Origin of the sequence: Streptomyces sp. SID13726 (assembly GCF_010548375.1) — a bacterium.
Classification (GTDB): domain Bacteria; phylum Actinomycetota; class Actinomycetes; order Streptomycetales; family Streptomycetaceae; genus Streptomyces.
In genome coordinates, this window is record NZ_JAAGLY010000035.1 from 26,630 (window position 1) to 48,747 (window position 22,118).

Below are 22,118 nucleotides of genomic sequence, written 5' to 3' on the forward strand. Positions count from 1 at the left end.
GCCTCTTCGCTCAGTCCCAGTAACTGCCCTGCACCATGGCTCGCAGGCTGCCGTGGTGCAGGATCAGTGTGTCCGGATCCTCCGGTACGGCCACCTCGCCGAAGTGGGCCTGGCGGTAGGCGATCCTCAGCATGACGATCGCGTGCCGCAGCGCCGCGTACAGGGTGAAGAAGTCCATGTCGCGCGGTGTGTGGCCGGTGAGTTCGGCGTAGCGGGACTCGATCCGGTCGCGGCGCAGGAAGTCCGGCAGTCCGCGCTGACCAAAGGCGACCGTCAGGTCCTGGAAGAAGCGGTGCAGATAGACGGTCCAGCCGAGGTCGACCTCGCGCGGGGCCAGGGCCGCCATCTCCCAGTCCAGTACGGCGACGGGGTCGAAGCCGTCGTAAACAACGTTCCCGATGCGCGCGTCGCCCCAGTTGAGGACGGGCGGGCCGGGATCGCGCGGCCAGAGTTCCTCCAGCCGGTCGAAGGACCGCTCGATGAGGGGTGAGCGGGCGAGTCCGTCCACCACCCAGTCGTAGTAGGCGCGTTGGGCGGTGACGTGTCGGCGCAGTGCGTCGCCCTCGCCGGGCAGGGCCAGGAACTCGGCCTCCTCCACGGGGACTTGGTCGTGCAGGCGTGCCAACAGGCTTATCGAGGCCGCCTCCAGGTGGGCGCGCTCGGCGTCGCTCGCGGCGTGCAGCCAGTTGCCCTCGTAGGTGTACGGCATGACGTCCGGCGGTACGCGGCCCGCCACGCGCTCCATGACGAAGAAGGGCGCCCCGAGCGGGCCCGGGTCCTCCTCCAGCCATTGCACCCTCGGCACCGGCAGGTCCGTGCGGCGGGCCACCGTCCGCATCGTCCGGTACTGGCGGACCATGTCGTACACCGGGAAGACGGTGTACGCCGACGGGTCCGCGGCGAGCCTCAACGCGCAGGAGCGCAAGGGGGGTTCGGGGTGCTCGATGTCGAAGAGCAGGGTCTCGCTGGACAGGCCGTTCGAGGCGGGGACGGTGACGTCGACGGCCTTCGCGCCGGGCAGGCGGGTGGCGAGCCAGGCGGTGAGGCGGTGGGTGAGCTCCTCGGGGTCGCGGGTGGTGGTGCGGGGGCGGGGTGCCGTGGCCATGTCCTCAACTCCCTTGTGGTTCACCGGGGTTCCTGTAGCGCCGGCTCCCGCGCGGAGCCTCCCGAACTCCCTTATGGCGCAACCGAGTCGAAGCCCGTGAAGCCGCTCGGGTCGTGGCGTCCGAACGAGCCGTGCTCGAAGATGCCGTGGCCGGTCCTGCCGTCCAGGCGGAAGCGGGCCGCGTGGTCGGTGACTCCGTAGCCGGCCAGGGGGTGCGGCTCGGTGAGGTCGTAGCTGCGGCGGTCGGTCCAGTCGCGGCCCTGCCAGGTGCCGTGCTGCCAGTCGTCGGCGGGCGGGTACCCGGCGCCGAGCGCGAGCGGCGAGGAGGTGAGGATCTCCACGTCCAGCTCCATCGGCTTGCGGTGGTCGCCGAGGTGGACGAGGGCGCGTTCCGGGTGGCGGGTCCCTGAGCGGTAGGTGATCTCGGCCTGGGGCCAGCCGAGTTGGCGGTCGCGGTGTCCTGGGCGGACAAGGGTCGCGTCGTTGAGCGAGCGGTGGCCGTCGGCGTCCTCCTGGACGATCACCATGAGGAAGCGGTCGTCGAAGCGGACCGGGCACCAGAGCCAGTGGAAGCCCTCCGTGGGGTGCTCCTCGGCGTACCGGCCGCCCTCCTCCCCCGGCACCGGCCGCACGCCCCAACTGCGGTCCCGGGTCCCGGTCCAGCCCCGCACCCGGATCTCCCGGCCGCCCACCCGGACCCAGCCGTCGCAGTGCCCGGCCTGCACGAACCGCCTGCCCTCCAGGGTGAGCCGGCCGCCCCGCCGCTGGAGGTGGTGCGGCTCCCACAGGGCCGGGAAGTCGGCGGTCCAGTTGATCTCGTACGACAGAGCGTCCGGGTCGTCCGGGGCGGCCTCGCAGCTCAGCACGAAGTCGCGCAGGGGGCGTTCGACGAGGATGCGCAGCGGGCCGACGGCCAGGTTCGTCCGGGAGTCGTCGCGCAGGGCGTCCGAGGCGCGGACCGCGTGCAGGGTGTCGCCGAGGCGCAGGGTGGCGTAGGCGTCGATCACCCCGAGGTTGGGGTAGACCCCGAGCCCGAGGATGAGCAGGGCGCGTCCCTCGTGGTCGACGACGTGGAAGATGCAGCGGTCGTAGGCGTTGCGGTCGCCCGTCGCCACGTACTTCATGGACAGGGGCACCTGGTGCACCGGGTACTCGTCGAGCGGTACGGGGCGGTCGTCGGTCACGGCCAACCTCCCTGGCTGCCTGCGGAGGGCCGACGGCCGGTCTGCCCGAGGGGCCGACGGTGGAGCGCTGACGGTACGTCAGACGGCCGCAGGTGACCAGATGTTCGGCCGGACGCCCGCGAACTCACGCGCGATTGCGGGGGCCGGTGACCCGGTCGCGCGTCGCCCCGTTGCCCAGGTATGACCTCTACATATGCGGCTCCGTACACGGGGCTCGCAGAATCGGTTCCGCCGGCGCCCCCACCCTTGAGCCCGGCGCCCCCGCCCCTGAGCCCGGCACCCCCGCCCTTCAGCCACGCGCCGTCGCCCTTCCGGCCCGCCCCCCCCCCCCCCCACGACCCGCCGATCTACCGGGATCTGATGCGCACCTGGGCCAACCGGGGCCGCACCCTGCCGGGGCGCCACGATCCGGAGTGGGTCCGGCTCGCGGCGCCGCAGGTCAGGCCGGGGCAGTTCAGCGGGTCTCCGGACCCGCTAGGTGACGGGCGATGACCATCCGCTGGATCTGGTTGGTGCCCTCGACGATCTGGAGGACCTTGGCCTCGCGCATGTACCGCTCGGCCGGGAAGTCGGCGGTGTAGCCATAGCCGCCCAGGATCTGGACGGCGTCGGTGGTGACCTTCATCGCGGTGTCGGTGCAGTGCAGTTTGGCCATGGCCGCCTGCTTCGCGAAGGGCCGGCCGGCGTCGCGCAGCCGCGCCGCCGCGAGGTACAGCGCCCGGCCCGCCTCGATCTGCGTCGCCATGTCGGCGAGCATGAAGCGCAGCCCCTGGAAGTCGGCGATGGGCCGCCCGAACTGCCGTCTCCCCGTCGCGTAGTCGACCGCCTCGTCGAGAGCCGCCTGGGCCACTCCGATCGCGCAGGCCGCGATGCCGAGCCGCCCGGAGTCCAGCGCGGACAGGGCGATCGCGAAGCCCTGCCCCTCGTCGCCGATGCGCCGCTCGTCCGGCACGCGCACCCCGTCGAAGTGGACCTGCGCGGTGGGCGAGCCCTTCATGCCCATCTTCTTCTCCGGCGCCGCCGCGCTCAGCCCCTCCGCGTCGGCCGGGACCAGGAACGCCGTGATCCCCCGGGGCCCCTCCTCGCCGGTGCGCGCCATGACGGTGTAGAAGTCGGCGACTCCGCCGTGGGTGATCCATGCCTTGGTGCCGCTGATCACCCAGTGGTCGCCGTCCCGGACGGCCCTGGTGCGCAGCGAGGCCGCGTCCGAGCCGGAGGACGGCTCGGAGAGGCAGTAGGCGCCGAGGAGTCCGCCGCCGAGCATCGCGGGCAGGTGCTCGACCTGCTGCTGCTTGGTGCCGTAGGTGGCGAGCGCGTAGGAGGCGAGGGTGTGGACGCTGACGCCGAGGCCGACGGTGAGGCGGGCGGCGGCCAGTTCTTCGAGGACCTGGAGGTAGACCTCGTACGGCTGGTCGGCGCCGCCGTGCTCGGAGTCGTAGGGCAGGCCGAGCAGTCCGGTCCGGGAGAGCAGGGTGAAGACCTCGCGCGGGAAGTGCCCGGAGTCCTCCTCCTCGGCCGCCTTCCGGACGATCTCGTTCTGCGCGATGTCACGGACGAGCGAGATCAGATCCCGGGCCTCGTCCGTGGGCAGTTGCCGGTCCACCGGCTGCGGGGCGCGGTCGGGCATGGCGACGCTCTCCTCCCTGTAGGGCGCTGGCGGACGCACGCCATGGGGTGGGGCGGCTCCGCCTGGTCTCACTGGGCGCCGGTCGCTGCTCGCGTCTCCCGGGTCACGGAAGCTGCTGACCAGCGGCTGCGCCCTGTGAGTATGCCCGATCGGAGACACCCGGTCACTGGTTAACGACCGCTTACTTCAAGATATACCGGCACACCGACAACCGGCCGCGAATCGGCGGGGAATTGGTCCGAACCATTGACGCGGTGGTCTAGTCCTCCTAATGTTCCGGCAACGCTTCACCGCGTTCATGCCAAGAGACTGGCGTTCCCCTCTCCCCCACGAGGAGACACCTATGCACTTTCCCCAGCGCGCCCGTTTCCGGGCGTTGATCTCCGCCGCGTGCTGCGCGGTCCTCGGCGCGGGCCTGCTGGCCGGCGCGAGCACCGCGACCGCCGCCGCTCCCGAGGCGAGCCCCCGGGCCGCCGGCTCCAAGGTCGTCGGCTACTTCACCGAATGGGGCACCTACGACCGCAAGTACTTCGTCAAGAACGTCGAGACCTCCGGCTCGGCGGCGAAGCTGACCCACATCAACTACGCCTTCGGCAACGTCACCGGCGGCAAGTGCGCGATGGGCGACGCCTACGCGGCCACCGACCGGGCCTACACCGCGGCCGAGTCCGTGGACGGCGTCGCCGACACCTGGGACCAGCCGCTCAAGGGCAACTTCAACCAGCTGCTGAAGCTGAAGAAGAAGCACCCCGGGCTCAAGGTCCTCTGGTCCTTCGGTGGTTGGACCTGGTCGAGCGGTTTCGGGGAGGCCTCGCGCAACCCGGCCGCGTTCGCCCAGTCCTGCTACGACCTGGTGAAGAACTCCAAGTGGGCGGGTGTCTTCGACGGCATCGACATCGACTGGGAGTACCCGAACGCGTGCGGCAACACCTGTGACACCAGCGGCCGTGAGGCGTTCAAGAACCTGATGGCGGCGCTGCGTTCGAAGTTCGGCGGCGGTTCGCTGGTCACCGCCGCGATCACCGCGGACGCCACGGCGGGCGGCAAGATCGACGCGGCGAACTACGCGGGCGCCGCCCAGTACGTCGACTGGTACAACCCGATGACGTACGACTACTTCGGCGCCTGGGACGCGGCGGGACCGACGGCCCCGCACTCGGCGCTGAACAGCTACTCGGGCATCCCGAAGGCCGACTTCCACTCCTCGGCCACCATCGCCAAGCTCAAGGGCCTCGGCATCCCGGCCTCGAAGCTGCTGCTCGGCATCGGCTTCTACGGCCGCGGCTGGACCGGTGTCACACAGTCGGCGCCGGGCGGTACGGCGACCGGGCCCGCGGCGGGGACCTACGAGCAGGGCATCGACGACTACAAGGTGCTCAAGTCCAAGTGCCCGGCGACGGGGACGGTCGGCGGCACGGCGTACGCCAAGTGCGGGAACAACTGGTGGAGTTACGACACCCCCGCGACCATCGCGACGAAGATGACGTACAAGAACCAGCAGGGCCTCGGCGGCACCTTCTTCTGGGAGCTGAGCGGCGACACCTCGGGCGGTGAGCTGATCAGGGCGATCAACTGACCTGTCCGGTACCGGACTTGGGGCGGGGGACCACGAGCCTCCGCCCCTTGCCGTCAGTTGTCCCTGCGGGCCGGTGCCGGGGTCGGGTAGTTGGGGTCCATCTCCTCGATGGCGCGCATCGAGCCGCCGAGCGACTTGACCAGCAGGTCGCGCAGCGAGTCGCGGGAGAGCTGGGGCGGGCCGTCGATCCAGTCGAGGACGGCACCCTCGACGCTGCACACCCAGGCGAGCAGGCCCATCCGGGCCAGCGGGGCGATATCGGTCCGGCCGTACGCCCCCTCGGCGATGGTCGCGACGATCGCCTCGCGCACCCCGTCCCGGATGGCGTGCACCTCGGTGTCGAAGCCGACGCCCCCGCTGACGACCGTACGGTAGGCGGCCTGGTTGTGCTCGGCGTAGCGCAGATAGCTGTCCAGGGTGCGGTGGATGTGCTCCACCTGCCCCACTTCCTGCTCCAGCTTGAGGCCGCTCGCCGCGAAGGTGACCAGGTCCGCGACGGAGTCCTGGATGATCGCCAGGTAGTAGCCGCGCTTGGACTGGAAGTAGTAGTAGATCAGCCCCTTGGCGACATGCGCCTGGCGGGCGATGTCGTCCATGGAGAGCGCGTCGTAGGACGTGTCCGCAAACAACTTCCGCCCGATGGCGATGAGTTCGGCGCGGCGCGCAACCGAGCGCTCGGTACCGCGGGCCCGCGGCCGGGCGGCTTCACGCTGATCACTGATATTCAAATTTCGACCCTGGTCTCGGGCTGGGGGCGGGACAAGCGCAGTATGTCAGGTCAACTATGGATCAGGTCACAGGAGACCGAGCTGCGTGACGAGCATCGCGATCACCGCGACGAGGACCCAGCCCGCGATCTGTTCGACGATCTTCGGGCCGTCGTCCTTGGGGCCGCCGGTACGGGCTCGGGCGGCGCTGGCAGTGTGTGCGGTCATGGTGTCTCGCTGATCTCGGGTGCGATGGCTGGAATCCCCCCGCCGATCCGTCCACCTTGCCACCCTCGGCGGCTTTTGCGGCCGAGAGCTTGGTCACAGCGAACGGCCCCCGACGTCTGTCGGGGGCCGCACACGAGGCTGTTCAGCCCACGCCCACCGCGGCGAGCGCCTTGCGCTGGCGCGCGGTCGGACAGGCCGGGAAGTACAGGTAGCAGACACCGCCGGTGCCGGAGACGACCTTGCCACTGGCGTTGTACCGCTTGGTCCTCAGCCAGATGTTCTCCCACTCGCGCCGCTTGTAGACGCGCCGCACCTCCGCGTCGCTGGGCGAGGCGGGGTCGTTGGTGATCACATCGCCCTCGGCGGTGAAGCCGATCACCGTCATGAGGTGGCCCGAGGTGCCGTAACCGGCCCCCGTGAGCTCCTCCTTGAGGAACGACTGGGACGTGATGGCCGGGATGCCGGCCGCGATCAGCGTCTCCAGGTCGGTGAGCGAACCGAGCCGGGTGACCACGCCCTGGAGGTCCTTGAAGGTGGCGGCATAGGCGGCGTTGAAGGGCCAGTTCCCGCAGCCCGCGTACTGGTAGTCGTAGGTGTAGCGGGCCGCGTGGCAGACCTGCGGATCGGCGTACGACGGGTTCACCCAGGCCAGTTGCTCCGCGGTGAGCCGGCCGCCCCAGTACTCGATGATCATCTGCGAGGAGGTGGGGCTGCACCAGGCCTCGCCGCCGTTGTCGTACTCCGGATACTGGCCCGCGTGGATCTCCTGCGAGTAGCGCGGGACGATCAACTCCTGGGCGAGGCCGGGTGTGGAGGCCGGGACGGTGAAGCGGTCGGGGACGTCCGAGCCCATCGCGCCCAGCCGCCACACGGTCGGCGTGACCTTGGTGCCGGGCTTGCGGTACAAGGTCAGCCGCAGCCGGTACGACGCCAGGCGCAGCCCGGTCGAGGGGTCGTCGACCGCGAAGGTGTCCGTCCAGACCGTGCTCCTGCCGTCGGTCTGGTCGTCGACCGAGGTCCGCTTGATGTCCCCGTCCCCCGCGGCCCAGCGGCCCATGACGTACCAGGGGGTGGCCGTGCCGTCGGAGTACGTCCCCTGGAGCTCGATCTGGATCCAGGTGCCGGCCGGGGTGTGGGCGTTCCAGGAGGCGATCACCTCGGTGGCGGGCACGGAGAGGTGGTGGACCGGGGCGGTCCAGGTCGCGTACTCCCAGCTCGCGGTCGTCCCGGTGTGCGGGTCGGTGTACTGGGTGGTGCCGACGGGGGCGCCGATCACGACGCCGGGGCGGTTGCCGGCGACGGCACGGGTGCCCTTCGCGGTGCCGGCGCGCCAGTCGCTGTAGGTGGTCCAGGCACGGTTGTCGACCTGGCCGGCGACGGCCGCGTCGGGTTCCGCGTCGGCAGTGGTGCCGGCGGCGGCCGCGGGGCCCGCACTGCCGGCCACCGCGGCGGCGACGGCTACGGCCAGAACGGTTCTGCGGGACGGCTGTTCGGCTCTGCTCATGGGTGGAGAGACCCCCGGGTGTCCGAGTCGGGCGGGACCGGTGCACGGTTGTGCGCCAACTATGGACGAGGGGACATGCTCCTGCCAGCACTTCGGGGCATGCCACGCCCACGAATATTGGTCTCCGCCACTGACATGACCTGGGAATCTGTCATTCCGGGCCGGGCGGCGGCTCCTCACTAAGCTGGCCACGCCCCGCCCGCCCGTCCCCAGGAACCGTCATCCACGACCTCGCCCCCCGGCTCCGCCGGCTGCCCCCGTCCTGCGGCCCGGTCCGCCTCGTCGGCGTCGACGGCCACGCCGGCTCCGGAAAGTCCACGTTCGCCGCGCGGCTGGCCGACGCCCTCGGCGGCGCCCCCGTACTGCACCTCGACGACATCGCGAGCCACGACGAGTTCTTCGGCTGGACCGGACGGCTCCTGACCGAGGTGATCGGACCGCTCGGCAGCGGTGTGAGCGCGCGCTACGCCCCCTACGACTGGCACGCCCGCCGCTTCGGCCCGCCCCGCACCCTGCCGCCGGCGCCGGTCGTCCTCCTGGAGGGGGTGGGCGCGGGCCGGCGCGCGCTGCGGCCGCACCTGGCGCACCTGCTGTGGATGGAGTTGCCCCGCGAGGAGTCCTGGGCGCGCGGCCGCTCCCGGGACGGGGCGGAGCAGCGGGAGTTCTGGGAGGGCTGGGTCGTGGCGGAACAGCGGCATTTCGCCGAAGACCCCTCCCGGCCCTTCGCCGACCTTCTGGTACGGCAGTGTCGCGAGGGGTACGACATGGTCACCGGGCCGTCCGGGACCGTTGGTCCGGACCGCGATGTCACACACGGTGACGGGCCAGCGGCGATGTGTTGAACCTGTGAAGACCCACCGGTAGGAACTTGCCTCAGTCCCCCAACTCCGCTTGACCGAGGGGCCGTACAGGTCTTACGTTCTCAATGTGCGGCCGTTCGAGGCCGCCCGCAGTCGCGAAGCCCCCGGTTGTTCCCCCGTGATCGGGGGCTTCGTTCTGCCCTCACACGGTTTTCCCGACGCTGTGAGGCGTGATTCACTCACCCTCGGTCACCATGCGGGAACCGCGTCATCTGCTCCCACCTCGTGAAACGTCCTGTGCGGCACCCTACGGCGGGCGACACCGGCGCGGGTACGATGCCCTCTGTGCGACCTACGGACAACAGCTCTGCGCACCGTTGCAACTCCGGTCCGCGGCACTGCGGTTGGACGAAGGCGGCCACCGGGCGACGGCCCGGTGGTGAACCACGGGGGCACGGTTTGTGGGGGACGTGATGGATTTCGGCACGCAGGGCCCCGAGGCCCCGGCCGACCTCGCCTGGCTGCGAGGTGTGGACGCCTACACGATGGGCGCCTATCCCCAGGCGGAGGAGGAGTTCCGGGTCGCGGTACGGATCGATCCCGGGATGGCCGACGGCTGGCTCGGACTGCACGCGCTGCGCGTCGACACGACGACCGCGCTGCTGCGGATGTTCCGGCACCGCGAGCGGTTCGGCGAACAGCGCGCCCGGCACCGACGCACCCTCAACTCCTGGTACTGGCTGGGCTGGTGGGTGCAGCCGGTGCTGGAGAGCCCGCGTGACCTGCTCCTCGCGCACGCCTCGCACTGGCTGGACGGCCGCCACGTCCCCGAGCTGGACCGGGCCCTCGCCGGCCTGCCCCCGGTGGACACCGACCACCAGGTCCGCTTCCTGCACGCCTGCCGCTCCTATCTCGTCAAGGACTGGGACCAACTGGTGCGGCACACCGACCCGTTGATCGACGACCCGATGCTCGGCATCGAGGCCGGTCTGTTCGGCGGCATGGCCCGGGTGCGCCTGGAGATGTTCGGCCAGGCCGAACCGCTCCTCTCCGCGTCCCTGATGCGCTGCCGCAGCGAACAGCCCCAGCGCAAGGAACTGCGCTACTGGCTGGCCCGGGCCCACGAGGGCACCGGCCGGTCCGCGGCCGCACTCCCCCTCTACCGGGCCGTGCACCGCGTCGACCCCGCCTTCATGGACACCTCGGCCCGGCTCGCCGCGATCGCCGAGGGCGACGGGTACGACGACCCGGCCGACCTCGCGGCGATCACGCTCACCGGGTTCGGGCAGGACGTGCTGGAGGGGCCCGACGGGGTCGACCCGCTGTTCGGCATCGAGGGGCGGGAGTTGAAGCTCTCCGACCCGGAGCCGCCGACAGGGCGACTGCCCTCGATGACGGACCCGGCCGGGCGTGAGCGGGCCGGCGTACCGGTGGGGCCGCTGCCCGCCGGGCCGACCGATCCCGTCTTACTGGAGGAGGCGCTCACCGAACTAGAGCGCATGGTGGGCCTGGAGCCGGTGAAGCGCCAGGTCAAGGCCCTCTCCGCCCAGTTGAACATGGCCCGCCTGCGCGCCGGTCAGGGCCTTCCGGTCCAGCCGCCCAAACGTCACTTCGTCTTCTCCGGGCCCTCCGGCACCGGCAAGACCACGGTGGCCCGCATCCTCGGCCGCGTCTTCTACGCCCTCGGACTGCTCGGCGGCGACCATCTGGTCGAGGCGCAGCGGGCGGATCTCGTCGGGGAGTACCTCGGCCAGACAGCGGTCAAGGCGAACGAACTGATCGACTCGGCGCTCGGCGGTGTCCTCTTCGTCGACGAGGCCTACTCCCTCTCCAACTCCGGTTACGGCAAAGGCGACGCGTACGGCGACGAGGCCCTCCAGGTCCTGCTGAAGCGGGCCGAGGACAACCGGGACCACCTGGTCGTGATCCTCGCGGGCTACCCGGAGGGCATGGACCGGCTCCTCGCCGCGAACCCGGGGCTGTCGTCCCGCTTCACGACCCGCGTCGACTTCCCCTCCTACCGTCCCCTCGAACTCACCTCCATCGGCGAGGTGTTGGCCGGCGAGAACGGCGACATCTGGGACGAGGAGGCCCTGGACGAGCTGCGCTCCATCGCCGGGCACGTGGTGGACCAGGGGTGGATCGACGAGCTGGGCAACGGGCGGTTCCTGCGGACGCTGTACGAGAAGAGCTGCGCGTACCGGGATCTTCGGTTGTCGACGTATCCGGGGATGCTGAGCCGGGACGACTTGTCGACGTTGCGGTTGCCGGATCTGATGCAGGCGTACGGGGAGGTCTTGTCGGGGCGGGGGCCTCAGGATCCGTCGCCGATGTAGTCGGTCGGGTGCGGGCCGGTGGGGGCTGGTCGCGCGGTTCCCCGCGCCCTTGAAAGCAAGTGGGTACCGTCACCTGCTGAGGGGCGCGGGGAACCGCGCGAGAAGCCCCACCGGCCGCGGCCGTACGACGCCCCCTACGACGCCAGCGCTTCCTCGCTGCTCCGGGGCTCCGTGACCCGCACCTCCGGCAGCTCCCGGTGTGCCGGATCCCGTACCTCGCCCACGAGCAGCTCCAGTACGTCCTCCAGCGCGACCAGCCCGAGCACCTTGCCCGACCCGTCCGCCACCTGAGCCAGGTGCGTGGCCGCGCGCCGCATCACCGTGAGCGCGTCGTCCAGCGGCAGATCGGACCGCAGCTTCGTCATCGGGCGCCAGATCTGCTGGGGCACCGCCCGCTGCGAGTCCTCCAGGTCGAGCACGTCCTTCACGTGCAGGTACCCCATGAACGCGCCGTTGTCCGCGGCGATCGGGAACCGTGAGTACCCGGTGCGGCCGGTGAGTTCGATGATCTGGCCCGGGGTCACCGAGGGGCGGACCGTCACCAGGGACTCGCTCTTGAGCAGGACGTCGGTGACCGGGCGGGAGCCCAGCTCCAGCGCGTCCTCCAGGCGTTCCTGTTCCTCGGGGTCCAGGAGCCCCGCCTGGCCGGAGTCCTCCACCAGGCGGTTGAGCTGCTCGCTGGTGAACACCGCCTCGACCTCGTCCTTGGGCTCGACGTGGAAGAGCCGCAGGATGGCCCGGGCGCAGGCGCCGAGGGCGATGGTGATCGGCTTGCACAGCCGCGCGAAGGCCACCAGCCCCGGGCTGAGCCAGAGCGCGACCTTCTCCGGGGCGGCCATCGCGAGGTTCTTCGGGACCATCTCGCCGATGACGAGGTGGAAGAAGACGACCGCGGCGAGGGCGATGACGTAGCCCAGCGGGTGGATCATGCCGTGCGGCAGGTGCATCCACTCGAACACCGGCTCCAGCAGCTTGGCGACCGTCGGCTCGGCGACCGCGCCCAGCGTCAGGGAGCACACCGTGATGCCGAACTGGGCCGCCGCCATCATCTGGGGGAGCCGCTCAAGGCCGTACAGCACCTGCCGGGCCCGTGCGGTGCCGAGCGGTTCGATCTGGCTGCGCCGCACGGAGACCAGCGCGAACTCGGCGCCGACGAAGAAGCCGTTGGTGAGCACCAGCAGCCCGGCGAAGAGGAGTTGGAGCACGCTCATCGGGCGGCCTCCATGACGTTCACCGCGGGGACCGTGCGGACCAGGCGGACCCGCTCGGCGCGGTAGTGCCCGACCTGGCGCACGGTGAGCCGCCAGCCGGGCAGCTCGGCCCGGTCGCCGACGGCGGGGATACGGCCGAGCAGGTCGGCGACCAGCCCGGCGACGGTCTCGTACGGCCCCTCGGGCACGTCGAGTCCTATGCGCTGGAGGATGTCGACCCGGCAGCTGCCGTCGGCGTCCCAGGCGAGGCGGCCGTCCTCGGGCGGGACGGCGGCGAGTTCGGGGACGTCCTGACCGTCGTGCTCGTCGCGGACCTCGCCGACGATCTCCTCGACGATGTCCTCCAGGGTGACCACACCGGCGGTGCCGCCGTACTCGTCGACGACGACGGCGATGGGCTGCTCGCTGCGCAGCTGGGCGAGGAGCGGCTGGACGGGGAGGGTCTCGGGCACCAGCAGTGCCGGGCGGGCGATCCGGCCGGCGGGGGTGCGCAGGCGGGCCTGGACCGGGACGGCCAGGGCGTCCTTGAGGTGGACCATGCCGACGATCTCGTCGATCTTCTCGCGGTAGACCGGGAAGCGGGACAGACCGGTCGCGCGGGTGAGGTTGACGACGTCCTCGGCGGTGGCGGAGGCCTGGAGGGCGCTGACCTTCACGCGCGGGGTCATGACGTGCTGCGCGGTGAGCTCGCCGAGCGACAGGGTGCGCACGAAGAGGTCCGCGGTGTCCTGCTCCAGGGCGCCGGCCTGGGCGGAGTGCCGGGCCAGGGAGACCAGTTCGCCGGGGGTGCGGGCGGAGGCCAGCTCCTCGGCGGGCTCGATGCCGAGCGCGCGGACGAGCCGGTTGGCGACCGCGTTCAGCGCGGCGATCACCGGCCGGAAGAGGCGGGCGAAGGCGTGCTGGGGGCCCGCGACGAAGCGGGCGACCTGCATCGGCTTGGACACCGCCCAGTTCTTGGGCACGAGCTCGCCGATCACCATCTGCACGGCCGAGGCCAGCAGCATGCCGACGACGACGGCCACGCCGGAGACCGCGCCCTCGGGGATGCCGAGGGCCGTGAACGGGCCGTGCAGCAGCTCCGCGAGGGCCGGTTCGGCGAGCATGCCGACGACCAGGGAGGTGATGGTGATGCCGAGCTGGGTGCCGGAGAGCTGGAACGACAGCTCCTTGAGCGACTCGGCGACCCGGCGGGCCCGTCGGTCGCCTTCCGCGGCGGCCTTCTCGGCGTCGGTGGCCTCGACGGTGACGAGGCCGAACTCGGCCGCCACGAAGAAGCCGTTGGCGAGAATCAGCAGGAACGCGGCTCCGAGGAGCAGCAGGGGGATGGTCATGCCGCCGCCTCGGTATGTCGGGAGGGGGCGGCGCAGGTACTACAGGACGATCCGTCCATCGCTGGAGGGAGTCACTCCTCGGGTAGCAGGAACAACGAGAGGCGGAGGCGCGATGAGAACGCCTCCGCCAACAGATTAATCAAGACAAGGGCGACTGCGGCAGGGTGGAAGCCCCTGAGTCAGCCCTGATCTTCGTCGGGACGGGCCGTGGAGCGGGCCTCGGCGAGCGCCCTGAGGGCCTTCGCGTCGGTGATGGCCTGCTGCTTCGCGATGCCCGGCTGGATGCCGAGCGCGGGCAGGCTGGTGCCGTCGCTGAGGTTGAGGAACACCCACGGGTCGCCGGGCCGGAGGTTCACCTGGACGATCTCGGCCCACTCCAGATGCCGCCGCCCCGCGATGTTCTGGACGGTGACACCGGACTCGTCGGCGACGACCTTCACCCTGGCGAGCAGGAACAGCACTCCGGCGAGCAGGGCCGCCGTGAAGATGAAGCTCAGCCGCTCGCCGGGGCCCAGCTCTTCGAGGAGCAGGGCGATCACCGTGATGGTCACGAAGATCGCGATCCCGGCGGTGAGCAGCACGGCACGGGTGCGGCCCGGCCGGAAGGTGACGGGGAGGGTGGGCAGTTCGGAGGACATGTGCGGTGGGCCCCTCAGAGACGGCAGGCGTGGATGGCCGTCGTGAGGATGGCCCGCGCGCCGATGTCGTACAGGTCGTCCATGATCCGCTGCGCCTCCTTGGCGGGGACCATCGCGCGGACGGCGACCCAGCCCTCGTTGTGCAGCGGGGAGACGGTCGGGGACTCCAGGCCAGGCGTGAGCGCGACGGCCTTCTCGAGCTGCTCGACGCGGCAGTCGTAGTCCATCATCACGTAGGTCCTGGCCACCAGGACGCCCTGGAGGCGGCGCAGGAACTGCTGGACCTTGGGCTCGGCGCTGTCGTCGGGCTCCGCGCCGGTGCGGCGGATGACGATCGCCTCGGACTTCATGATGGGCTCGCCGAAGACCTCGAGGCCCGCGTTGCGCAGGCTGGTGCCGGTCTCGACGACGTCCGCGATGACCTCGGCGACACCCAACTCGATGGCGGTCTCGACGGCGCCGTCGAGGTGCACGACGGAGGCGTCGACACCGCTGTCGGCGAGGTGCCCGGCGACGATCCCCTCGTAGGAGGTGGCGACGGTCTTGCCCTTGAGGTCCTCGACGCCGTTGGCCGTGCCCGGCTTGGACGCGAAGCGGAAGGTGGAGCGGGCGAAGCCGAGCGGGAGGATCTCCTCGGCGCTCGCGCCGGAGTCGATCAGCAGGTCACGGCCGGTGATGCCGATGTCGAGCTGGCCGGAGGAGACGTAGATCGCGATGTCCCGGGGGCGGAGGTAGAAGAACTCCACGTCGTTGACCGGGTCGACGATCCGCAGCTCCTTGGACTCCCGGCGCTGCTGGTAGCCGGCCTCATGCAGCATGTCCGCCGCAGGTCCTGACAGGGAACCCTTGTTGGGGACGGCGATGCGCAGCATGAGGCGAGCTTCCTTCTTCTCGTACGGAAAGGGGGTGCGGGTACGGCTTACAGGTGGGCGTAGACGTCGTCCAGCGAGATTCCGCGGGCGACCATCATCACCTGGACGTGGTACAGCAGCTGCGAGATCTCCTCGGCGGCTGCCTCCTTGCCCTCGTACTCGGCGGCCATCCAGACCTCGGCGGCCTCTTCGACGACCTTCTTGCCGATGGCATGGACGCCCTTGCCGACCAGTTCTGCGGTGCGGGAAGTGGCGGGATCGCCGTTGGCGGCCTTGTGCTGGAGCTCGGTGAAGAGCTCCTCGAACGTCTTATTGGACATGGTGGCGCCCACTTTACGCGTAAGCCCGCACCACCTAACGCCACGGTTCAGATACTGAGCGGAGGGTGGCCGCCGTGGCCACCGCGGCGGTCACCGCCTCGTGCCCCTTGTCCTCGTTGGAGCCCTCGATACCGGCCCGGTCCAGGGCCTGTTCCTCGGTGTCGCAGGTGAGGACTCCCATGCCGACGGGAACGCCGGTCTCGACGGAGACCTGGGTCAGACCCTGGGTGACGCCCTGGCACACGTACTCGAAGTGCGGGGTGCCGCCGCGGATGACGACACCGAGGGCGACGATCGCGTCGTAGCCCCGCCCGGCCAGCACCTTGGCGACGACCGGGAGTTCCCAGCTGCCGGGGACCCTGAGCAGGGTCGGCTCGTCGATGCCCAGGTCGTGCAGGGCGCGCAGGGCGCCGTCGACCAGTCCGTCCATCACCTTCTCGTGCCACTGCGCCGCGATGACGGCGACCCGCAGGTCCCCCACGTTGCGTACGGACAGCTCCGGTGCACCCTTGCCGCTCACGTTCTCGAACTCTCCCTCGAAGTGCTTACTGGTTGCTGCAGGTGGACACCGGGGCGGTGTCCAGCCAGGGCAGGTCGTGGCCCATCCGGTCCCGCTTGGTGCGCAGGTAACGGAGGTTGTGCTCACCCGCCTGTACGGGCATCGGCTCCCGGTCTGTGACCTTGAGGCCGTGGCGCAGGAGGGCGTCGGACTTGTCGGGGTTGTTGGTCATCAGGCGCAGGCTGCGGACGCCGAGGTCCTGAAGGATCTGCGCGCCGGCGCCGTAGTCCCGGGCGTCGGCGGGCAGGCCGAGCTCCAGGTTGGCGTCGAGGGTGTCGTGGCCCTGTTCCTGGAGTTCGTACGCCCGCAGCTTGGAGAGCAGGCCGATGCCGCGCCCTTCGTGGCCGCGCAGGTAGACCACCACTCCCCTGCCCTCCTCCTGGATGCGCTCCAGGGAGGCGTCGAGCTGGGGGCCGCAGTCGCAGCGCAGGGAGCCGAAGATGTCGCCGGTGAGGCACTCGGAGTGGACGCGGACCAGGACGTCCTCGCCGTCGCCGATCTCGCCGTGCACGAGGGCGACGTGCTCGACGCCGTCGACGGTGGAGCGGTAGCCGTACGCCGTGAAGGTGCCGTGGGCGGTGGGCAGCCGGGTCTCGGCCTCGCGGCGGACCGTGGGCTCGGCGGCCTGGCGGTAGGCGATCAGGTCCTCGATGGAGATGATCGTCAGGCCGTGCTTGCGGGCGAAGGGGATCAGCTCCGGGAGGCGGAGCATCCGGCCGTCCTCGCCGGCGATCTCGACGATGGCGCCGGCCGGGCGCAGTCCCGCGAGGCGGGCGAGGTCGACGGCGGCCTCGGTGTGGCCGTTGCGGGTGAGGACGCCTCCGTCCTTGGCGCGCAGCGGGAAGATGTGGCCGGGCCGGACGAAGTCGGTGTGGTCGGTGTCGCCGCTCGCGAGCAGCCGGAGCGTGGTCGCGCGGTCGGCGGCCGAGATCCCTGTTGTCACGCCGTGAGCGCCCGACGCGTCCACGGAGACTGTGAACGCGGTTTTCATCGACTCGGTGTTGTCGTCGACCATCTGCGGCAGCTTGAGCCGGTCCAGTTCGTCGCCCTCCATGGGGGCGCAGATCAGGCCGCGGCACTCGCTCATCATGAAGGCGACGATCTCGGGGGTGACCTTCTCGGCGGCGACGACCAGGTCGCCCTCGTTCTCGCGGTCCTCGTCGTCGACGACCACGATGGGGCGGCCGGCCGCGATGTCCGCGACGGCCTGCTCGATCGGGTCCAGCGCGAAGTCCTCGAACCCGTCGGTGCTGTACAGAATCGGTGGGATCGAAGGGGTGGCGCGAAGCGCCTCGGTTGGGGTGGTGGTGGGAGACGGGCGGGCGCTCATGCCGGGGCTCCTTCCAGAGCGGGCTGCGCGTTCCCGCGGGAGCGCAGCCACCAGTCGCGCATGCCCCACAGGACGAGTGCGCCGTAGATGACGTAGACGAAGCCGGAGAAGGCATAGCCGTTGGCGAAGTTCAGCGGGACGCCGACGAGGTCGACGAGGAGCCAGGCGAACCAGAACTCGACCATGCCGCGCGCCTGGGCGTACATGGCGACGACGGTGCCTACGAAGATGTAGGCGTCCGGCCAGGGGTCCCAGGACAGGCTCGGGTACGCCTTGAAGAGGAGGGCGACCGCGACGGTGCCGACGGCGGCGGCGCCGGCCATCGCGCCGCGCTCACGCCAGGTGGCGAACCGTGGGGCGATGTGTCCGTCGCCGGACTGGCCCTTGTTGCGGTTCCACTGCCACCAGCCGTACAGCGCGACGACCATGACGACGGCCTGCTTGCCGGCGCTGCCGGTGAGGTGGCCGAAGAAGGCGCCGAAGAGGATGAGGCCGGAGGCGAACTGGACCGGCCAGCTCCACAGGTGGCGCCGCCAGCCGAGGGCGAGCCCGATGAGGCCGAGGATGTTGCCGATCATGTCCGACCAGAGGATGTGCTGGCCGAACAGGGTGAAGGCCTCGGTGTTCAGGGAGTTCACTTCCCCGCCCCCTGACCGCTCGCGAGCAGGCGCTCGACGTACTTGGCGACGACGTCGACCTCGAGGTTGACCGGGGCGCCGGGCTGCTTGAGGCCGAGCGTGGTCAGGGCGAGGGTGGTGGGGATGAGGCTGACGGTGAAGTAGTCGGGACCCGCGTCCACGACGGTGAGGCTGATGCCGTCGACCGTGATGGAGCCCTTCTCGACGACGTACCGCGAGAGGTCCGCGGGCAGCGAGATCTTGATGATCTCCCAGTTGTCGGAGGGCTTGCGCTCCAGGACCTCGCCGGTGCCGTCCACATGCCCCTGGACGATGTGCCCGCCGAGGCGGGCGCCGACGGCGGTGGGGCGCTCCAGGTTGACGCGGGAGCCGACGTCCAGGGCGCCAAGGCTGGAGCGGTCCAGGGTCTCGGCCATGACGTCGGCGGTGAACTCGTCGCCCTCGTGGTCGACGACGGTGAGGCAGACGCCGTTGACGGCGATGGAGTCTCCGTGTTTCGCGCCCTCGGTGACGACGGGGCCGCGCAGTCGGAAGCGACAGGCGTCGCCGAGGTTCTCGACGGCGGTGATCTCGCCCAGCTCTTCGACGATTCCGGTGAACACGTCCCGGGTCCTCCCTGCCTCATTCGGGCACGGACTCCGGGGCTGTCGATGACGACAGAATGTACGGGCAGGGACACCGGGGGCGACGCCGGACGCATTCGTCCCTCAGGACGAGCGGATACGGCGGCGCGCACGAATGCACGCCCGCCGCGCACTGCCTCCCATCCGGACTTTAACCGTCGGTCCAGGAATTTCACCTGGTCAACCGGCCGCTGGAAGCGGTCGGGTCGCGGACTGTAACCGCCGGTTCGGACTTTCACCGACCCCGGAGTGCGCTGCTTCTGGTACAGAGCCAGTGTGCCACGCCTGATCGAGGTCCATACGGGCGAACGGTGTGCCGTGGCTCACAGCCCCCCGCACACCTGCCTCTTGACCTAATGGTCTAGTCCTTTTTAGGGTCGCCGTGCGTGGACACCCGTAGAGACGGGCCCGGCGGCGGTGACGACGGCCCTTGCCCGCCGCCGGGTCTTCCTTCTGGCAGGGTGACCGCATGACGACCGCGATCGCCGACGAGTTCCAGAGCCATCGCCCCCGGCTGTTCGGCCTGGCGTACCGGATGCTCGGCTCGGCCGACGAGGCCGAGGACACCGTCCAGGACGCGTATCTGCGCTTCAGCGGCGCCGACCGGGCGGACATCGAGCACCTCGGCGCCTGGCTCGCCAAGGTCGTCACCAACCTCTGCCTCAACCGGCTGACCTCGGCCAGGGCCCGCCGCGAGCAGTACGTCGGCACCTGGCTGCCGGAGCCGGTCGTCACCTCGGACGGCACGCTCGGGCCGCTGGAGTCCGCCGAGCAGCGGGACGCCGTGTCCATGGCTCTGCTGGTGCTCCTGGAGCGGCTGACCCCGACCGAGCGGGCGGTGTACGTGCTGCGGGAGGCCTTCGCCTACGGCTACCGGGAGATCGCCGGGGTGCTCGACCTGAGCGAGGCCAACTGCCGTCAGCTGCACCGGCGGGCGGCCCAGCGGGTGGGCGCGGCCGAGTCCCGGTTCGCGGCGCCGCCCGAGCGGCAGCGGGAGCTGGTGGCGTCCTTCGTCACGGCAGCCCGGGACGGCGATCTCTCGGGGCTGGAGAAGCTGCTCGCTGCCGACGCCACCTGGTGGAGCGACGGCGGCGGCAGGGTCAGCGCGGCCCGGCGGCCGGTCGAGGGGCGCGAGAAGGTGCTGCGGTTCCTGTTCGGCGCCCTGGAGAAGTGGGGCGCGGGCATGCGGTTCGCGCCGGCGGAGGTCAACGGCGGGCCCGGCCTCACGGTGTGGGACGGCGACACGCTGACCGTCGTGATCACGTTCGACGTGAGCGACGTGAGCGACGCGGGGATCGGCGGGGTGATCGGCGGGGTACGGGCGGTGCTCAACCCCGAGAAGCTGGAGTTCGCCGGGCGCCAGCTGGCCGACCGGTAGGCGGATGTCACATTCCCCCGGGCCTGCTCGGTCTGGGCTGTCGGAGGGCGTTCCGGCCGGGAGCGTCCGACCTCCTGAGGGGATGGACAGCATGACCACGATCCTGGTGACCGGTGGCACCGGCACACTCGGCCGGATCGTCACCGAGCGGCTGCGGGCGGACGGGCACGAGGTGCGGGTGCTGAGCCGGCGCGGCCCGGAGTACCCGGTCGACCTGCGGCAGGGCGGATCGGCGCTGGACGCGGCCGTCGCCGGGGTGGACACGATCGTGCACTGCGCGTCGACCCAGCGGGGCGGCGACGAGGAGGCGGCGCGGAACCTGCTGGACGCGGCGCGGCGGGCCGGGGTGCGGCACTGCGTGTACATCTCGATCGTCGGGGTCGACCGGGTGCCGTTCGGCTACTACCGGAGCAAGTTCGCCGTGGAACGGATGGTCGAGGAGTCGGGGATCGGCTGGACGACCCTGCGGGCGACCCAGTTCCACGACCTGCTCGTGACGCTCTTCCGGGGGCTCGCCAGGCTGCCGGTGGTGTTCGTTCCGGCGGGGGTGCGGGACCAGCCCGTCGAGGTGGCCGAAGTCGCGGAACGGCTGGCGGAGTTGGCGGTGGGGGCGCCTGCGGGGCGCGTGGCCGACATGGGCGGGCCGGAGGTTCGTACGCTCACGGATCTCGCTCGGGCTTATCTGCGAACCGCCGGCAAGAAGCGGCCTGTGGTGAGTGTGCGGTTGTTCGGGAAGGCGTATCGGGAGTTTCGGGCCGGGGGGCATCTTGCGGTGGGACAGGCGGTGGGGAAGGGGACGTTCGAGGACTATCTGCGGGCCGGTGGGGGCTCGTCGCGCCCACGCGGCGGAGCCGCATGATCAAGCACAGCCCCGCGCCCCTGAAGGGGCGCGAACAAGTCGTCCTGTGCCGTGTCTCTTGCCGTCAGCAGGGCTCCTCCCAGGACCGCTCCGCCTCCCAGGACACTGGCTCTCACTTCGGTGGCCAGAGGTGACATACGGCGCACCCCGCGCTCCACTCGTGCGGCCAGGTCAGGTCCGCCCGCCTGGCCCACCTCGCCGCCCAGCACCACGCAACCCGGGTCCAGGACGGCGACGACCGACGCGACCCCTACGGCCAGTCGGTCGGCCAGGGCGTCCAGGAAGTCCGACGAACCCCGGGCCACCGCCTCCCGCACCACCCTCGCGGCCGGCGGCTCGTAGCCGTCCGCCTCGGCCGCCACCCCGTGCCGAGCCGCCAGTTCCACGATCGCCGCCGATCCCGCGAGCGAGTGGAAACCCCCCGCGCAGTCCACCGCCGACGGCAGTCCCACCGTCCCCGGCACCGGCAGGAAGCCGATCTCGCCGGTGCCGCCCGAGGCGCCCCGGCGCAGGGTGCCGTCCAGGACGACGGCCGCTCCGGTGCCGAGGCCGAGCCAGAGCAGGACGAAGGTGTCCCGGTCCCGGGCGACCCCGTCGCGCTGTTCGGCCAGTGCCGCGAGGTTGGTCTCGTTCTCGACGTGGATCCGGGTGCCGGGCAGCCGTTCGTGCAGGGCCAGCACCAGTCGGCGGTGCCATTCGGGCAGCCCGTTGGTGTCCCGGAGTTCACCGGTGGCGGGGTCGATCAGGCCGGGGGCGCCGATGCCGACGGTGTGCAGTTCCGAGACCCCGGCCTCCTTCGCCGCCCTCTCGACCAGCGCGACCGCCTGCTCGACCGCGGGCCCGGTCCCGGTGTCCCCGCCGATCGGCACCGACGCCTCGGTCAGCACCCGGCCCAGCAGGTCGGAGACGACGACGGAGACGCCCTCGGTGCGCACGTCGAGGGCGGCGAGGTGGGCCTGGCCGGCGACGATGCCGTACAGCTTGGCGTTCGGGCCGCGGCGCTGCTCCCCCGACTCCCCCACCACGTCGATCAGTCCGGCGGCGGCGAGGCGCTCGACGAGGTCGGCGACCGTCGGCCGGGACAGTCCGGTGAGCTGCTTCAACTGGCCTGCCGTCAGCGGGCCTTCCTGCTGGAGCAGTCGCAGGGCGAGCCGGTCGTTGATGGCCCGGGCGGTGCTCGGGGATGCGGGCATGCGGGGAATCCTCTCAGATCCACTGTGCCGAACACGCGCTATCTATCAGGCAGGGTTCCTGATAGTTTACGGCGGCGACGGCAACGGGACGACAAAGGA

The 22,118-nt window shown here is 71.0% G+C and carries 21 protein-coding genes and 1 riboswitch; of the genes, 5 read left to right on the forward strand and 16 right to left on the reverse strand.

All coding sequences use genetic code 11. The features are described from left to right. Nucleotides 1-10: 10 nt before the first annotated feature. The 3 genes from G3I78_RS43590 to G3I78_RS43600 all read right to left on the reverse strand — a co-directional run bounded on the left by G3I78_RS43590 (nt 11) and on the right by G3I78_RS43600 (nt 3,916). Nucleotides 11-1,105, reverse strand: coding sequence for a phosphotransferase family protein (locus tag G3I78_RS43590; protein ID WP_164435476.1), 1,095 nt, complete (start codon nt 1,103-1,105; stop codon nt 11-13). Between the two features lie 71 nt (nt 1,106-1,176). After that, nucleotides 1,177-2,289, reverse strand: coding sequence for a hypothetical protein (locus G3I78_RS43595; protein WP_164435478.1), 1,113 nt, complete (start codon nt 2,287-2,289; stop codon nt 1,177-1,179). Nucleotides 2,290-2,743: 454 nt separating this feature from the next. Continuing rightward, entirely contained in the window at nt 2,744-3,916 is a 1,173-nt protein-coding gene (locus G3I78_RS43600; protein ID WP_164435480.1) for an acyl-CoA dehydrogenase, read from the reverse strand. A 343-nt stretch (nt 3,917-4,259) separates the two neighbouring features. On the opposite strand from G3I78_RS43600, the gene G3I78_RS43605 reads away from it, so the two are divergent. Continuing rightward, entirely contained in the window at nt 4,260-5,492 is a 1,233-nt protein-coding gene (locus G3I78_RS43605; protein WP_164435483.1) for a glycoside hydrolase family 18 protein, read from the forward strand. 53 nt (nt 5,493-5,545) lie between these two features. Here G3I78_RS43605 and G3I78_RS43610 read toward each other — a convergent pair whose 3' ends face one another. The 3 genes from G3I78_RS43610 to G3I78_RS43620 all read right to left on the reverse strand — a co-directional run bounded on the left by G3I78_RS43610 (nt 5,546) and on the right by G3I78_RS43620 (nt 7,931). Beyond that, nucleotides 5,546-6,220 (reverse strand): TetR/AcrR family transcriptional regulator, encoded by a 675-nt coding sequence (locus G3I78_RS43610; protein ID WP_164435484.1) that lies wholly within the window; start codon nt 6,218-6,220, stop codon nt 5,546-5,548. A 66-nt stretch (nt 6,221-6,286) separates the two neighbouring features. Beyond that, the gene (locus G3I78_RS43615) at nt 6,287-6,427 is read right to left on the reverse strand and encodes an SCO1431 family membrane protein (protein ID WP_164435486.1); all 141 of its coding nucleotides are present in this window, start codon (nt 6,425-6,427) and stop codon (nt 6,287-6,289) included. 142 nt (nt 6,428-6,569) lie between these two features. After that, nucleotides 6,570-7,931 (reverse strand): peptidase C39 family protein, encoded by a 1,362-nt coding sequence (locus G3I78_RS43620; protein ID WP_164435488.1) that lies wholly within the window; start codon nt 7,929-7,931, stop codon nt 6,570-6,572. A 221-nt stretch (nt 7,932-8,152) separates the two neighbouring features. Between G3I78_RS43620 and G3I78_RS43625 the strand changes: the two genes are divergently transcribed. Next, a complete protein-coding gene (locus tag G3I78_RS43625; protein ID WP_164435550.1) occupies nt 8,153-8,773 on the forward strand; it encodes a hypothetical protein in 621 nt (206 codons plus the stop codon). Nucleotides 8,774-9,204: 431 nt separating this feature from the next. Beyond that, a complete protein-coding gene (locus G3I78_RS43630; RefSeq protein WP_164435490.1) occupies nt 9,205-11,067 on the forward strand; it encodes an AAA family ATPase in 1,863 nt (620 codons plus the stop codon). 134 nt (nt 11,068-11,201) lie between these two features. Here the strand turns inward: G3I78_RS43630 and G3I78_RS43635 are convergent, their stop codons facing one another. The 9 genes from G3I78_RS43635 to G3I78_RS43675 form a co-directional block, all read right to left on the reverse strand. Continuing rightward, complete coding sequence (locus G3I78_RS43635; protein ID WP_164435492.1) at nt 11,202-12,278, reverse strand: hemolysin family protein; 1,077 nt, start codon at nt 12,276-12,278, stop codon at nt 11,202-11,204. Then, the gene (locus tag G3I78_RS43640; protein WP_164435494.1) at nt 12,275-13,609 is read right to left on the reverse strand and encodes a hemolysin family protein; all 1,335 of its coding nucleotides are present in this window, start codon (nt 13,607-13,609) and stop codon (nt 12,275-12,277) included. The genes G3I78_RS43635 and G3I78_RS43640 overlap by 4 nt, the downstream gene beginning before the upstream one ends. Nucleotides 13,610-13,788: 179 nt before the next feature. Further along, nucleotides 13,789-14,247 (reverse strand): PH domain-containing protein, encoded by a 459-nt coding sequence (locus G3I78_RS43645; protein WP_164435496.1) that lies wholly within the window; start codon nt 14,245-14,247, stop codon nt 13,789-13,791. 14 nt (nt 14,248-14,261) lie between these two features. Next, nucleotides 14,262-15,119: an ATP phosphoribosyltransferase gene (gene hisG, locus G3I78_RS43650; RefSeq protein ID WP_164435498.1), complete on the reverse strand. Its 858-nt coding sequence runs from the start codon at nt 15,117-15,119 to the stop codon at nt 14,262-14,264. A 47-nt stretch (nt 15,120-15,166) separates the two neighbouring features. Next, nucleotides 15,167-15,439, reverse strand: coding sequence for a phosphoribosyl-ATP diphosphatase (locus G3I78_RS43655; RefSeq protein ID WP_020117406.1), 273 nt, complete (start codon nt 15,437-15,439; stop codon nt 15,167-15,169). Between the two features lie 34 nt (nt 15,440-15,473). Then, complete coding sequence (gene ribH / locus G3I78_RS43660) at nt 15,474-15,959, reverse strand: 6,7-dimethyl-8-ribityllumazine synthase (RefSeq protein ID WP_030613284.1); 486 nt, start codon at nt 15,957-15,959, stop codon at nt 15,474-15,476. A gap of 25 nt (nt 15,960-15,984) precedes the next feature. Further along, nucleotides 15,985-17,328 (reverse strand): bifunctional 3,4-dihydroxy-2-butanone-4-phosphate synthase/GTP cyclohydrolase II, encoded by a 1,344-nt coding sequence (locus tag G3I78_RS43665; protein WP_239158394.1) that lies wholly within the window; start codon nt 17,326-17,328, stop codon nt 15,985-15,987. Further along, nucleotides 17,325-17,966, reverse strand: coding sequence for a nicotinamide mononucleotide transporter family protein (locus G3I78_RS43670; protein ID WP_164435500.1), 642 nt, complete (start codon nt 17,964-17,966; stop codon nt 17,325-17,327). Before G3I78_RS43670 ends, G3I78_RS43665 begins: the two co-directional genes overlap by 4 nt. After that, nucleotides 17,963-18,568, reverse strand: a complete 606-nt coding sequence (locus G3I78_RS43675) for a riboflavin synthase (RefSeq protein WP_164435502.1) — start codon at nt 18,566-18,568, stop codon at nt 17,963-17,965. The genes G3I78_RS43670 and G3I78_RS43675 overlap by 4 nt, the downstream gene beginning before the upstream one ends. A 147-nt stretch (nt 18,569-18,715) precedes the next feature. Next, nucleotides 18,716-18,846: riboswitch (FMN riboswitch) on the reverse strand. A gap of 212 nt (nt 18,847-19,058) precedes the next feature. Here G3I78_RS43675 and G3I78_RS43680 point away from each other — a divergent pair. Both G3I78_RS43680 and G3I78_RS43685 read left to right on the forward strand, forming a co-directional pair. Next, on the forward strand, nt 19,059-19,967 hold the full coding sequence (locus tag G3I78_RS43680; protein WP_164435504.1) for an RNA polymerase sigma-70 factor: 909 nt from the start codon (nt 19,059-19,061) through the stop codon (nt 19,965-19,967). Between the two features lie 91 nt (nt 19,968-20,058). Then, a complete protein-coding gene (locus tag G3I78_RS43685; RefSeq protein WP_164435506.1) occupies nt 20,059-20,826 on the forward strand; it encodes an NAD(P)H-binding protein in 768 nt (255 codons plus the stop codon). Here the strand turns inward: G3I78_RS43685 and G3I78_RS43690 are convergent. Further along, nucleotides 20,775-22,019: an ROK family transcriptional regulator gene (locus G3I78_RS43690; RefSeq protein ID WP_164435508.1), complete on the reverse strand. Its 1,245-nt coding sequence runs from the start codon at nt 22,017-22,019 to the stop codon at nt 20,775-20,777. The two genes, G3I78_RS43685 and G3I78_RS43690, sit on opposite strands and share 52 nt — an antisense overlap. Between the last annotated feature and the right edge of the window lie 99 nt (nt 22,020-22,118).